We start from the raw sequence: 13263 nt of genomic DNA on the forward strand, positions 1-13263 counted from the left end.
ACATGCCTCAAGTCATGCCCCTTTCAGATCGCATCAGCCAATCCAGTTCTCGAACGCAGAAAGAACGCGCAAAGGAAGCTCAGTTCGGCGGTGGCTACAAGCAGCGCGTCGCTGATGGAACCAACAGCAAGTTCGGGCTCTGGGCCATCACATACGAAAACCTTGATGAAGCAGAACGGGCAGTTGTGGTTCCTGTCCTGGATGCAGTAGGCACCACCGACTACCTCACTTGGACAGCCCACGGAGACAGCACGGAGAAGCGTTGGCGAATCACTGATGACGGCTACTCGGAGTCCTGGACTTCCGGCATCCATTCGACCATCACCTTCAACGTGGAGCAGTACTTCTAATGATCAAGCCAGAGCTACAAAAGCTAAACCAAACCTCAGGCCTCGTCTACCTCTACATCCTCGACGCCACCAACTACGGCGCTGGTGTCTTCCGATTCACTCCGAACGTCGATGGGAACGGCGGTAACGTCTCATTCAACGGCGTGCCTTACATCGGCATTCCGATGGCCGTAAGCGGGTGGGACGTGGCTTCAGCTGGTAGTCCACCAAAGCCCACAGTCACGGTCGCCAACGTCAACAAGTACATGCTCAGCACGATCATTGCGAACAAGCATCTGATCGGAGCCACTTTCACCCGAATCTGCACCTTCGCGAAGTTCCTTGATGGCGGTAGCGACGAGGACGGTTCCCAGTTCCTCCCACCTAGCACCTACGTGATCGAGCAGCTTACGTCCCACGATGACGTGCAGATCACATGGCAGCTCACGTCGATCATCGACCGCATGGGTATGCGGATTCCGAGGCGTCAGATCAACAAGGACAAGGGCTTCCCCGGCGTGTCAAGGAACCGTGTTAGATGAGCTACGCCCTCTGCGCCAAAGCGCTCAACGACTTCAAAGACCACGTCGTTGCATGCTACCCAGAAGAGGCATGCGGCTTCATCATTGGTGATGAGTTCCATCCTGTGAAGAACTCATCACCAGAGCCTCTGACCACCTTTCATGTAACACCCATTGACTACGTGAAAGCTGAGGCTCTGGGTGTCATACACGCGTTCCTGCATTCACACCCGTACAGCAAGTTTGATCCACCGAAGTGGCCGTCTGAGTGGCCTTCCGCTCATGACATGCGCTATTGGATGGATGGAACGATCCCATGGGGCATCGTCGGCACTGATGGTGAAGGCCTCACTGACATGGTGTGGCTCGACGACTCACTTCCACCGCTTGTCGGCAGGGACTTCGTCCATGGCGTCCGCGACTGCTACGGCCTCATCAGAGATTGGTTCCGTGTAAATAGACAGATCGACATACCAAACTTCGCAAGAGGCATGGAGTGGTGGTTTACAGGCGAAGACCTCTACGAGAAGAACTTTGCTGAAGTCGGCTTCGTGCCTATTGATCTCAAGGACGCAGTCATCGGCGACTGCGTGATGATGAAAGTCGCTTCACCAGTGACGAACCATGCCGCTGTCATCACCGGCCCAAACGAAATTCTTCACCACATGTTCCACCGTCTAAGCGGCGCAGACCGCCTTGACAAATGGAAGCGGCACATCGTCAGAGCCGTCAGGTACGTAGGGAGACCCAATGAAAAGAACAGTCCACTTCCATGAAGCACTAAAGCAGCGAACAGGCCACGCATCCCTCTCATTCGACGTTGACAGCCCTACACAGCTGTTCAATGCCCTCAGAAGTCAGGTTCCGAACTTTCGCAAGGTGATGCGTCAGTACCCGGAAATGAGCATCGTATTCACCGACTCTGAACGCACGCAGTTCAAGGCACTCACCCCCGACCTTGTCCAGTTCCCGATGCAACCTTGGGCAACTGACATCCACATCGTTCCAGCTGTCAAAGGCGCAGGTATCACCGAAGGTCTGTACGCCTTCTTCACGTGGCTCGGAGCATCTGCGGCCACGGCAACCATGCTGGCCACGATCACGATCAACCTCGCTGTCTCGTTCGCCATCGGTGCGATTGCCCAAGCGCTTGCTCCATCTCCAAAGACTGGATCGGGCTCGGCACGAGCAGATGAAAACCCTTCGTATCTCTACAACGGCGCAGTCAACGTCGTCGAGCAAGGGTACCCGGTGCAGGTTGTCTACGGCATTCACACCACAGGGTCAGTAGTCATCGCAGCTGGCGTAGTGGTCGAAGAGTACGGCTACGGCACCACACAGCTATCAGCACCGCCTTACGGCATCCCACCTACGGAGACCTGGCAATTCGGATAAGAGCGCGAGGGAGAAGAAGAACAAATGAGCAAGAAGAATAACAAGAACAAAAGCATTCAGATCAAGGACGGCAAGTTCACGATCACGATTCACAAAGGCGGCAGCGAACACAAGGAACTGAAGGGCGCTGGAGGCGGCAAAGGTGGTGGAGGTGGCGCGCGATCTGCAATCGAAGCACCCAACACATTGCGTTCAGCGGCAGTCGTCCGTGTCTTGGACGTGATTGGCGAAGGTGAAATCGTCGGCATTCCAGGCGGCGCGCGCGGTATCTACATCAACGGCACCCCGTTGGTGAACTCAAGCGGCGGATCGAACTTCCCTCGATCTGCATGGGCGTACAGAGTTGGTCTGCCCGATCAGCCAGCAATGAATGGCTTCGGCGGTGTCGAAGCAGAGACGATGGTGGGTTCGCCTGTCATCTACGGAAGTCCGGTGACACGAACCACATCAGACGCAGCAGTTGGCGCAGTTCGCATCACCATCCAACTGCCTCAAGGCCTCTACTCCCAAGACGTAACGAACGGCGACTTAAACGGCGCATCAGTCTCGTTCCGCATTGAGACCAAGGCGACATCTAGTGGCGCATGGACTTGGGCGCAGGACTACACGATCTCTGGAAAGACCACCACTCCATATGAGCGTCAGTTCGGCATCGGCGAGCCAGCCGCAGGAGGCACCTTCGATTGGCGTGTCACACGCTTAACCGCTGACTCGAACGTAGCTTCTACCAAGGATGCAATCGCTGTGTCTCGTGTGACCGAGATTCAGTATCCCGCGCTCGAAGTCCTCAAGTACAACAACACGGCGTATGTCGCACTGGAAATCGATGCTGAGACGGTCGGCAACCAGATCCCGAATCGATCCTACTTGGTCAAGGGCGTCAAGCTCAAGGTTCCAACGAACTACAACACGACGACCCGTGCCTACACCGGGATCTGGGATGGAACCTTCAAGATTGAATGGTCTGACAACCCTGCATGGGTGCTCTACGACCTCTTGACGAACGAGCGCTACGGACTCGGTGAGTTCATCAGCGAGAGCCAGATTGATGCCTTCTCGTTTTACGACGCAGCTGTCTACAGCGACGAGCTAGTACCGAGCGGCGTTGGCTTCGGCACGGAGCCTCGATTCACATTCAACGCAGTTCTTGCATCGAGAGAGGAAGCCTTCGGCGTTCTACAGCAAGTAGCAGGCAGCATGCGTGCAACGTTGGTCTACCAGAACGGTCTCTTGAAGGTTCTCCAAGACCGACCATCTGACCCGATTCGCCTCATCACCAATGCGAACGTCATCAACGGCAGATTCACCTATCGCGGAACGAGTCTGTTTGAGCGACACACTGGCGTCAACGTCACCTTCAACGACCGAGCGGACCGCCACCTTCAACGCATCACGACGGTTGACGCTTCGACAACTACGGGTTCGATGAAGGATGCGCTTGAGGAAGCTCAGAACATCTACGGCTACAACCCTGTCGATGTCGCTGCATTCGGCGCAACGACTGAAGGTCAGGCTATCAGACACGGCCGTTGGCTGCTGGACACAGAAATCAATCAGACGATGGTTGGTCAGTGGCAGATGTCCGTCAACGGTTTCGACCTTGAGCCTAACGACATCGTTCTTGTCTATGACGAGCACTACACGGACAAGGCGGGCTCTGGCCGCATCATCGAGGTAGACGGAACTACTGTCACGATTGACCGCCCTGTTGAGCTGGTATTCGGATCAACGATCCAAGTTCAGTTGGCAGACGGAGTCACCATCGAAGAGCGCAACATCGTCGAGACCTCGGGCACCACCGACACATTCACAATCGATGAAGCCTTCAGCCAGGACGTTCTCCCATACGCTGACTACATCCTTGTCACGACCGCGCAGCCACGTCAGTTCAAGATTCTTGCGATCAACCAGGGCGAAGACAACAACATCAACATTGAGGCCGTCGAACACGATCCGAACAAGTACAGCCGCGTTGAAACAGGTATCGACATCCCTGCACCCATCTTCTCGAATGCGACTCCTACAACGGTGAATGCACCGACCGGACTTGTGTTCCGTGAAGTGCAGGTAGTTGACGCCAACGACGGTCTTGCCGGTATGCGGCGTTCGCTGGTGATGTCATGGCTACCACCAAGCCAGGGTGTCACTGTTCGCTACGTCATGCGTTACCGCGTTGGGCTGGAAGAATGGATCAATGAGGTCATTTCAGCGCCTACGTACACCATCGAGCAGGCGCGAGGTGGCAACTATGAGGTCAGCATCTACGGCATCTCGCTGCAAGGTAATGCAGGGCCATCCTTAGAAGGTAGCTACTCCATCAACACCAACGGGGGCAGTGTTTCAGTTCTTCACGCACCAGAAGACCTAGAGGTGATCGGTGGTGGATCGACCTACACCGGTTTTGACCTCAACTTCCAATGGCGAAACTCGGAAGACAACGCCGAAGTAGAGACAACCACGCTGCGAGACTTTGAAGTCAAGTTCATTGACACCGTCACGACCGATGTTCTTCGCATCGTGTACGTGGCTCCTGTTTCAGCGGGCGCACTGCAGACGTTCTCCTACCCATTGGGCATGAGCGTTGCGGACGGTGGCCCACGCCGGTCTGTGCAGGTCCAAGTGCGCTGCCGTGACACGAACAGCAACCTCAGCGATCCTGCAACGGTGACGTTCTCCAACCCTGTACCTGCGGCCATTGAGGACATCACCGCCACACCAGGGATCGGAAACGTACACATTCGCTTCAACCGCCCGACTGACTCAGATGTCAAGGGCATCATGGTTTGGCGGTCGGAAACGAGCAGCTTCAGTCCATCCGAAGCAAACCTGCATTTCGACTCGCTCACCAACTCGTTCGTAGACATCGTCCCTCCTGGCACGACGTACTACTACAAGCTGGCTGGCTACGATGACTTCAGCAAGCCACTTGATGGTGATGGCCTCAACGTCTCCGCAGAGTTCAGCAGCGAAGCACTACCAACCCCAGGTATTCCAGAGGTTGACGTACTCCCCGATCCTGTCGGCTACGACGGCCCTGCCGTGGTGTTCCTCTCCACGGACCAGAAGCTGTATTCCTATGAGGCTGGCGAATGGTCGTTAGTAGTCCCCGGTGATGACACCATTTCGGCTGACATGCTTAAGGCGAACTCGGTTGTTGCTGGCAAGCTAGCTGCTTCAGCAGTCGAGACCGACAACCTCGCAGCGGGTGCGGTCGTGGCTTCCAAGATCAACGTCACGGAGTTGTCGGCCATCAGCGGCGACCTTGGCACGATTACAGCTGGTGAAGCAATCCTTGGCGCAAGCCCAGCAATCTCCGGTACGTCCATGACGGGTGCGGGCCTTCGCATTTACGGTGATGGCCGCTTCGCTCTCGGTACCTCGTCACGCAACATCGTTGACAACGGTACAGACCTCTACCTGAATGGTTTCACGCAAGACGTTGTCACGTCTGTTTCCGTCGAATCGATGTTCGTTTTCGGTGGCTCCGCAATCGCAGGCCGAACGGCTTCAGGTCCGACGATTACGACTTTGCGAACTGGTTCTGTGCAGATGGGTTTCACAGGCTTCTTCGACATACGCCAGTCTGGTTCAACACTTCACTGGTGCTGGGCAAAGTACAGCTTGGCACTCACACACCCAACCACTAATGCAGTGCTCTATTCGTCCCCGTACTCCACTGTCACCGATTCAAGGCAGGCGACACCTGTAAACGGCACAGTCCCTCGATACAACATCCCTGCGAGTCTGACGCATGTTCTCACCGGCATTCCCGCCGGCACCTATCGCGTTTCGTTGCAGTGGCAGTTTGAGACCTACAACTCGGCTGGAGCGTCTGTGATCGAACTCCAAGTTGGATGGCTCTCGGGCTCGTACTTCGGTCGAGAAATCCGAATCTGATCGCACGCGGCGTTGGCACGGGCATCTTGGGGTGCTCTTTCTTTTGTCTGCTCTTCCTCTCGTCGGCGAATAAATAACGCAGGCAACAACAAGAGAAAGAGCCATGGCAACAGTCAACCTAGAAGCGCCAGTCTTCGACATCACCGTTCAGCAGGGCAAGACAGTCGAACTGTACTTCGCTGCGACGCATGAAGGAATGGCGATTGACATGAGCGGATACGACATCCGCATGCAGGTGCGTGCCTCTCATTCCGCAAAGGGTGATGCCCTCATCAACTGCACGTTGCAGAACGGTAAGGTCACTTGGGTTGATGCAGCGACCGGTCGCTACAAGCTCTCGCTCGATCCAGCTGACACCGCAGAGATTGCCGCACACCGATTTGTCGAGGACACCTTTGAAGGCGTCTACGACTTCGAACTGATCTCACCAGCCCTGAACGTCCTGGCCGGACCAAAAGGCGCATTCATCGTCAAGCGTGAAGTAACGCGCTGATCCCATTCCTACAAAAACAAAAAGGGAGCCACCATGCCAGCATCAACCTACCTAGCCAACAAGCTGCTCGACCACCAGAACGGCAAGACAACTTTCACGATGCCAACGGCAGTTCACATCGGACTGTCCACGACCACGCCGACCGCAGCAGGTACCAACGTCACTGAACCATCTGGTGGTGGATACGCACGAGTCACAACCTCTGGCGCAACCTGGGCAGCTGCATCCGCAGGTGCTACTTCAAATGCCAGCGCGATCACCTTCCCTGAAGCGTCTTCTACGTGGCTGTCTGGTGCGAACTTCACACACGTAGTCATCTACGACGCATCGACCAGCGGAAACATGCTGTCGTTCGGTGCAATCACTGTAGCCAAGTCCGCAACGGCAGGCGACACGCTGTCTATCGCACCGGGTGAACTCGACATGACGTTGAGCTGATGAACAAGGCAGGGCCAATGCAGCCCTGTTCCGGCATCAGACAACTAAAGGGAGAGACACATGGCGGTATACGCTGATCGCGTCCTTGAGACGACAACTACAACAGGCACGGGCACCTACAGCCTAGCTGGTGCCAAAGCAGGACACCAATCGTTCGATACGGCCATCGCTGGTGGTGTCGTGTACTACTGCGTGACCGATGGCACCAACTTTGAAGTCAACCTCGGCACACACACGGTCGGTTCTCCGAGCACGCTGACTCGCACGACCCTGGTTGCTTCGAGCACAGGGTCTGCAATCAGCTGGTCTGCAGGCAGCAAGGACATCTTCCTCACGGTGCCTGCAACGGCCCTGGTTCTTCCAGACAAGGCCAACACCTTCACGACTACTCAGACCTTCAATGCGCAGATTTCGGTAGCTGCGCCAGGACTGCTTGCGAACTTCATGCTGACACCAGGGTCGGCACCCACGATCCCAGCAGACGGCGCGATGTGGACCACTTCTGCAGGTCTCTACGTCCGAATCAACGGCGCAACAGTAGGTCCGCTCACAGCGAACACTGGCACGGTTACGTCAGTAACCCTCAACCAGCCCGCCGCAGGTATTACCGTCTCGGACAGCGGATCGGCAATCACCACGACTGGTTCACGCACCATTGATTTGGCGAACGACCTTGCGGCCCTAGAAGGCTTGGCCTCTACAGGCTTTGCGGTCCGCACGGGCACAGACGCATGGGCACAACGCACGATCACGGGCACTACCAACCAGATCAACCTATCGAACGGCAACGGCGTATCTGGCAACCCGACACTGACGCTGTCTTCAACGCTCGCAGTTCCTGGCACCTTTACATCCTCGAATGGTGCGAACACGTTTGGCGGCTCTGGCGCGTTCACTGTCTCGACCACTGGCGGGATTGACCTATCTGGTTCAAAGGTGGTTCTCAAGGCATCTGCTACGGGCTCTGCCTCAATCACTCTTCCACATGGAACTGCTCCAACGTCTCCAGTCAACGGCGACTTCTGGACTACATCTTCTGCTGCATTCATCCGCATCAACGGCACGACTCAGACAGTTGCGTTCCTCGCTTCACCAACCTTCACGGGTACCGTCAACACGTCAGCGCTCACTGTAGGTGGCGCGTTCACGTCATCAAGCGGGACGAACACGTTTGGTGGCTCCAGCGCGTTCAACGTCTCGACAACTGGTGGAGCGTCATTCACAGGGTCTGTCCTGCAATCGACCATTGGTTTTGCATCTGCTTGGTACAGCGCTGGCTCTGGTGCGCCAGGAACGATCAACTGGAACAACGGACAGAACCAGATACGCACGTTGACATCGAGCGGTTCGCTCACCCTAAGCAACCCTGTCGATGGCGTCACCTACACGCTGCGCATTGTCCAAGGCGGATCAGGTAGCTACACGGTCACGTGGCCGTCGATCAAGTGGGTTGGCGATACGGCTCCGACGCTAAGCACTGCTGTTGGCAAGTCCGACATCATCACGCTCAAGTACGACGGCACGTCCTACTGGGGTCAAGCTGCTATCGGGTTTGCGTGATGGCAGCATTTGTCGAAGCCCCGGCCTTCTACAGCCTCGGTACCTCCGCTACGCCGTCACCGATCTCTCTGACGGTGCCTGCTGGCGCAGAGTACGTTGCAGTTCTTGGCGTCTGCTCAGGTGACAACGTCACTGCGGGTGGGCTTGCCTCCATTTCTGGCAACTTTACTGGAACGTGGACCTCCTCTGACCGAAATTCCACACCGACTGCGGTAGCCACATTTGCCGCATATGCACCTGTAACAAGCACTGGAGCGAGCAAGACTATTACGGTAGTTTGGGACAACGCACACACGCTCGCTGGCACGGGCGTCTATGTTTGCTTTGTGCAGGGTGTAGACCCAACAACACCAGTTCTCGGCATTGACACCACTGGTGCGACTGGAACCGGTGCGACTGCTGGGACGGCGACGGTAAACAGCGAAACGACTGGTTTGGTGTTTGCCGTAGATATGCGTCTTGACACTATCGCGGCGGATGTCTACCCGGGTAACGAGTCTGGCTACACGTCGCTGCTGACTAGCAAGAGCACTGCGGCATATGCGGTGTACGCTCGCTTGCGTCAAGCGAACTCTCCCGGTTCCTCGACTACGAGCGCGACGACACAAACGACGAACGCGTCTGCGCTCTCACTCATCAGCTTCAAGTCAGCGCCGGTTGGACCCGGCATTACCTTCGTTGGCTCCGCTACTGGAACGACCACTGCGACGATGCCTACTCACCAAGTAGGCGACTTCATCTTCGTCTTCTCCTACCGTGATGGCAACACCACGGCCCCAACAAACGTCAGTGACTACTCTAGCCTGACGACCGCATCGGGAAGCACGAACTCTGCTCGTGTGTCCGTGAAGGTCGCATTGACTACCAGCGAAACCGTTGGCACTTGGACGAATGCAACATCTACGATTGTTGCGGTCTACCGCGGACTCGACTTTGACAATCCGATTGGTGGCATCAACTCAACATCCGGCTCATCTACCACGATTTCGTTCCCGGCCCTGACGATGGCAGTCACCGACGGAACGTCATGGGTTGCTGGCATGGCGGGTCATCGCTCAACAAACGTGGCCATCGAGACTGCGCCGTCCGGCATGACCAATCGCGTCTCCGTCTCTGACGCAACGGACGAGGCAGCATGGCATGACTCGAATGGTGGTCGAACAAGTTGGTCTGCAACAAACGCGTCCGTTGGCGGCACTTCCTCGGGGTATGCATCGATCACTGTTGAGCTTCGCGCTGACACGCCTGCCACGTTGACAGGACAGGCAGTTGATCTGGTTTCGACCACGTCAGGTACTCCGAAGGTCACGACTAACAAGTTTATGGGCACCCTCTACATGGTGTGCGTTGCTGACGGCGACACGCCAAGCGTCACGCAGATCAAAGCAGGCCAGAACAGCGCAGGCATTTCCGCCATTGCCGCAGAGAGCATCAGTGTTACCGACATAGGTCTTCAATTCTTCACCACTGTGACCGGGTTGACCACTGGAACACCTTACGACTTCTGGTTTGTACACACCACGCCAGTAGGAGACAGCACAGCCTACAAAGCTGACTTCACGCCTAGCAGCGGGACACCACCTTCAAACTCTGCCCTCTTCTGGGCATACCCATAAGGACCACCATGGCACTTCAAAAAGACTTTGTCACCGACTCTGGAATCGAGATCGTCAACGCATATTTCAAGATCAACACCATTGCGGGTGACCGTGAGAAGTTGCATGCCTCGATTGGCATCTACAAGGACGCACAAGCACGCCTAGATGGCAAGCCACCAGCGGGCATTCTTGAATACGTCGTCGATACACCGAACAGCGAAAACAACCTGTTCCAAGACATCTACGACCATCTGAAAACGCTGGTCGAGTTCGACGACGCACAGGACGTGTGATGCTTGGATTCGGACCGATCAGTTCATCCCCACTGTCTGGGCTGTTGAGCGGCCGAACCGTGCTGCTCGCTGCGTTGCTCGACTCCACTTCCTCGCTCACCGCTGATTCTCTTCACCGCAAGCGCGCCGTGGCGGCCAGCATCAGTGAAGAGGCTGTCCTATCCGCTGCAATCTCCCGAGCGCTTGGCCTTGCAGCTACGGTCAATGAGGGCTATGACGTTGTCGCACTACTGAGGAAACAGAAGAAAGTGGCGGCGAACATCGCGCAGCTTGAAACGCTGGATATCGTTATCGCTCGAAGCAGAGCCACTGCGTCCACCGTTGCTCAGAACTTCAACGTAGCTGCAGCACTTCTGCGTGCTCGTGGCATTTCAGCTGACATCGGCCAAACGCTAACCATGTCTATCGAGATCATGGTCGGCACTGCGATCTACCTTACAGCGGCAATCGATGCGGCCTTGACTCTCAACGTCTCGCTGACACGCAATCGAGGCATGAAGGTGCTCATCGATCAGCTTGAAGGAACGGTCACTAGCCTGCTTCGAGCGCGCAAGATGTCGGCGGGTATCACCGAGCTTGAGGCCGTCAATGCTAAGGTAGGTCGGACGTTGCAGCTGATCGTGGCGCTCGCTGAATCAAGCAGTGTCAATGCAGCATTAGCACGCAGACGTGCGCAGAGCGTTTCAATCGCAGAGGTCTTTGTCCTTGACGAAACAGACCTGATTCGACTCAAGGCGGTAGCGACACAGATCAACGAGGCAACAGCGATGGAGGTTGACAAGCTTGCGCGTAAGCGTGGGCTTCACGCCTTGATCGAACAGGTAGAGACCTACAGCGCTTCGCTACGTCGCATGCGTGAAATGGGCGTTGCAGTGGTCCAGCAATCTACGCTGACGGCTGACATGAAACGCGTTCGCTCGGTCATCACAAGCATTGCGAGCATCCAAGGCCTGACGACTTCGACGCTAAGGCGCATTCGTAGTCTTGCAGCCGACGTTGCCATGGTGCTTGGCATGACGGTGACGATTCGGATTGTCAACGTCGAGCCAGGGGTGTTCCAACTGACCATGAGTTGGTACGAGCATGTCAACCTTGGAAACGGGGTCTTCGATCAGGTCTTGAAATCCGAGACCTTCGAGGTGCGACGTGAGAGTGAACAGATCGTGTTCGACATCGGCACGGCACCTGAGATCGTCTTCGAGGTTCCAGCTGGCGAGCCTCTTCCGCAAGAGATCATCGACGCCCTGGTCAACGGCCATCAGATTCCGCACATACCGTGACCCGGTTCAAGCGGTTGTGATAGCTGCATCACAACCGCGTTTTCATCACCCCCAGAGGCACCCAGAGTGCCTTTTCTTGCATCTGGGTGCATGCAGTCTGCTCTTTGGTGCACGGAAGTGCCTCAAAACAAGGGCCCGGAATCCGTTCACACACCGTTCGGCCCTTGTGGATCGCCAAGGGCTCCCTATATGGACAAGCACGCGACGAACGGCGCAGAAAAAGAAAAGGGCCGCACTTGATTTTTCAAGAACAGCCCCCATCTATTCCGCCTGACCGCACATTTTTTGAAAGGAGCCCTATGAAGTAACCAGTCAACCTACCCCAGACCCCTCAATAGCGTGGAGATGCTTGGGTCAGTCGGTGTGCGCGTGCCTCGAAAACATCGCACACCTTCTGAGCCGGGGAGAACTGCGCCTACCTCTTGCCGAGCAGCAATCCCGCTGACGGCGATTCACACTGAAATGACCGGAGTATTTTAATGGACAAGAACCAAGACCTCATCGCCTTCCTGGAAAAGCTCGCTGCGCTGGCGGCGGAAGAACGCGCCCTGCACCCGCAGCTGGCGCAGTTCACCAAGGGTCTGGCGGTGGCGAAAGGCATCACCTGCGCCAAGCAGCTGCTCGACCAGCTGAAGGAGGCAGCATGAACTTCAAATCAGTTGCAGAACTGGCACGGCGTCTGAAGGCGTCGCTTGCACAGGAACGCGAGGTATCCACGCACTTTGACGCTGGTGGCGAACTGCTCGAACAGGTGGCACCCGCCATCGAGGATGCGCATGACGCTGAAGGCGTTCGCCACAAGGAGGCTGCATGAACCAGCCCACCCAAACCAGCAATGGCGAGGGTGGGCTTTTGCTCACCACTTCCGACCAAATCGCCATCCTTGGCGAACTTGATTGGCCCATCACCAAGCACATTCAAAGTGAGTGGCGCAGACGTGGAGTTGCCTTGGTGATGACAGCACATGAGCACCGAGTTCGTGACCTCTATATCGATGTCCATGTGAGTGGACGTCTCCACCCCAACGAGGTGCCGGGCTACTTCTTTGAGATCAAAGGGCACGACTACGGGTCGGCAGAGTGCGACGACGAGTTCCTTGAGGCTGCACACGAGTACCTTTGGGTCATCGACACATCAGAGGAATCCGCAGCGTCGATCCGACTTGGCGAGTTGCTTGCAGATCGTTTGCGTAAGCGAATTCCTGACGAACCTCTTGCAGAGGATTGGGAGTTCGGGGCCGACGATGGCGCACAAGCCTCCGCCACCGGGTGAGCAGTCGAAAATCTGGAAGCTGGTAGAGGAAATTCGGGAGCGTCAGCTTTCGGGGGAGCTACATGCCCCTGATGCTGCGTTCTTGATCTGGTCGCTGAACAACGGCGAACACCCTCTGCGCAAGCCGCCACAGAACCCGCCACCATCCGCTCAGACACTACAGAAGATGTCAGCCGATCAGGCTCGG

14 protein-coding genes are annotated in these 13263 nt (G+C 56.2%); all 14 read left to right on the forward strand.

The window, feature by feature from the left end; translation table 11 throughout:
- Nucleotides 1-2: 2 nt before the first annotated feature.
- The 14 genes from AC3WPZ_RS03615 (at nt 3) to AC3WPZ_RS03680 (ending at nt 13076) form a co-directional block, all read left to right on the forward strand.
- Complete coding sequence (locus tag AC3WPZ_RS03615) at nt 3-350, forward strand: phage tail protein (RefSeq protein WP_492438225.1); 348 nt, start codon at nt 3-5, stop codon at nt 348-350.
- Nucleotides 350-871, forward strand: coding sequence for a phage minor tail protein L (locus tag AC3WPZ_RS03620; RefSeq protein ID WP_492438227.1), 522 nt, complete (start codon nt 350-352; stop codon nt 869-871). Before AC3WPZ_RS03615 ends, AC3WPZ_RS03620 begins: the two co-directional genes overlap by 1 nt.
- Nucleotides 868-1626 carry an NlpC/P60 family protein gene (locus tag AC3WPZ_RS03625; protein ID WP_492438229.1) on the forward strand — a complete coding sequence of 253 codons (759 nt, stop codon included), beginning with the start codon at nt 868-870 and terminating at the stop codon, nt 1624-1626. The genes AC3WPZ_RS03620 and AC3WPZ_RS03625 overlap by 4 nt, the downstream gene beginning before the upstream one ends.
- On the forward strand, nt 1601-2245 hold the full coding sequence (locus AC3WPZ_RS03630) for a tail assembly protein (RefSeq protein WP_492438231.1): 645 nt from the start codon (nt 1601-1603) through the stop codon (nt 2243-2245). The genes AC3WPZ_RS03625 and AC3WPZ_RS03630 overlap by 26 nt, the downstream gene beginning before the upstream one ends.
- A 24-nt stretch (nt 2246-2269) precedes the next feature.
- On the forward strand, nt 2270-6142 hold the full coding sequence (locus tag AC3WPZ_RS03635; RefSeq protein WP_492438233.1) for a TipJ family phage tail tip protein: 3873 nt from the start codon (nt 2270-2272) through the stop codon (nt 6140-6142).
- Nucleotides 6143-6245: 103 nt separating this feature from the next.
- Nucleotides 6246-6635, forward strand: a complete 390-nt coding sequence (locus AC3WPZ_RS03640; RefSeq protein ID WP_492438235.1) for a hypothetical protein — start codon at nt 6246-6248, stop codon at nt 6633-6635.
- Nucleotides 6636-6668: 33 nt separating this feature from the next.
- Nucleotides 6669-7073 carry a phage tail fiber protein gene (locus AC3WPZ_RS03645; RefSeq protein WP_492438237.1) on the forward strand — a complete coding sequence of 135 codons (405 nt, stop codon included), beginning with the start codon at nt 6669-6671 and terminating at the stop codon, nt 7071-7073.
- A gap of 60 nt (nt 7074-7133) precedes the next feature.
- Nucleotides 7134-8633, forward strand: a complete 1500-nt coding sequence (locus AC3WPZ_RS03650) for a hypothetical protein (protein WP_492438239.1) — start codon at nt 7134-7136, stop codon at nt 8631-8633.
- Nucleotides 8633-10249: a hypothetical protein gene (locus AC3WPZ_RS03655; protein ID WP_492438241.1), complete on the forward strand. Its 1617-nt coding sequence runs from the start codon at nt 8633-8635 to the stop codon at nt 10247-10249. The genes AC3WPZ_RS03650 and AC3WPZ_RS03655 overlap by 1 nt, the downstream gene beginning before the upstream one ends.
- 8 nt (nt 10250-10257) lie before the next feature.
- Nucleotides 10258-10524 carry a hypothetical protein gene (locus AC3WPZ_RS03660; RefSeq protein ID WP_492438243.1) on the forward strand — a complete coding sequence of 89 codons (267 nt, stop codon included), beginning with the start codon at nt 10258-10260 and terminating at the stop codon, nt 10522-10524.
- Between the two features lie 59 nt (nt 10525-10583).
- On the forward strand, nt 10584-11804 hold the full coding sequence (locus tag AC3WPZ_RS03665; protein WP_492438245.1) for a hypothetical protein: 1221 nt from the start codon (nt 10584-10586) through the stop codon (nt 11802-11804).
- A 479-nt stretch (nt 11805-12283) separates the two neighbouring features.
- The gene (locus AC3WPZ_RS03670) at nt 12284-12451 is read left to right on the forward strand and encodes a hypothetical protein (protein ID WP_492438247.1); all 168 of its coding nucleotides are present in this window, start codon (nt 12284-12286) and stop codon (nt 12449-12451) included.
- The gene (locus AC3WPZ_RS03675) at nt 12448-12618 is read left to right on the forward strand and encodes a hypothetical protein (protein WP_492438249.1); all 171 of its coding nucleotides are present in this window, start codon (nt 12448-12450) and stop codon (nt 12616-12618) included. Before AC3WPZ_RS03670 ends, AC3WPZ_RS03675 begins: the two co-directional genes overlap by 4 nt.
- Complete coding sequence (locus tag AC3WPZ_RS03680; RefSeq protein ID WP_492438251.1) at nt 12615-13076, forward strand: hypothetical protein; 462 nt, start codon at nt 12615-12617, stop codon at nt 13074-13076. Before AC3WPZ_RS03675 ends, AC3WPZ_RS03680 begins: the two co-directional genes overlap by 4 nt.
- Nucleotides 13077-13263 lie beyond the last annotated feature (187 nt).

The sequence above is a fragment of the Hydrogenophaga sp. FW305-3-2-15-A-LB1 genome (genome assembly GCF_058787875.1).

Bases quoted from the DNA above. Each gene is read 5' to 3' on its own strand.
- AC3WPZ_RS03635 (WP_492438233.1), top strand. From the start codon at position 2,270: ATGAGCAAGAAGAATAACAAGAACAAAAGCATTCAGATCAAGGACGGC.
- AC3WPZ_RS03680 (WP_492438251.1), top strand. From the start codon at position 12,615: ATGAACCAGCCCACCCAAACCAGCAATGGCGAGGGTGGGCTTTTGCTC.
- AC3WPZ_RS03650 (WP_492438239.1), top strand. From the start codon at position 7,134: ATGGCGGTATACGCTGATCGCGTCCTTGAGACGACAACTACAACAGGC.
- AC3WPZ_RS03640 (WP_492438235.1), top strand. From the start codon at position 6,246: ATGGCAACAGTCAACCTAGAAGCGCCAGTCTTCGACATCACCGTTCAG.
- AC3WPZ_RS03620 (WP_492438227.1), top strand. From the start codon at position 350: ATGATCAAGCCAGAGCTACAAAAGCTAAACCAAACCTCAGGCCTCGTC.
- AC3WPZ_RS03675 (WP_492438249.1), top strand. From the start codon at position 12,448: ATGAACTTCAAATCAGTTGCAGAACTGGCACGGCGTCTGAAGGCGTCG.
- AC3WPZ_RS03645 (WP_492438237.1), top strand. From the start codon at position 6,669: ATGCCAGCATCAACCTACCTAGCCAACAAGCTGCTCGACCACCAGAAC.
- AC3WPZ_RS03615 (WP_492438225.1), top strand. From the start codon at position 3: ATGCCTCAAGTCATGCCCCTTTCAGATCGCATCAGCCAATCCAGTTCT.
- AC3WPZ_RS03670 (WP_492438247.1), top strand. From the start codon at position 12,284: ATGGACAAGAACCAAGACCTCATCGCCTTCCTGGAAAAGCTCGCTGCG.
- AC3WPZ_RS03660 (WP_492438243.1), top strand. From the start codon at position 10,258: ATGGCACTTCAAAAAGACTTTGTCACCGACTCTGGAATCGAGATCGTC.
- AC3WPZ_RS03625 (WP_492438229.1), top strand. From the start codon at position 868: ATGAGCTACGCCCTCTGCGCCAAAGCGCTCAACGACTTCAAAGACCAC.
- AC3WPZ_RS03655 (WP_492438241.1), top strand. From the start codon at position 8,633: ATGGCAGCATTTGTCGAAGCCCCGGCCTTCTACAGCCTCGGTACCTCC.
- AC3WPZ_RS03630 (WP_492438231.1), top strand. From the start codon at position 1,601: ATGAAAAGAACAGTCCACTTCCATGAAGCACTAAAGCAGCGAACAGGC.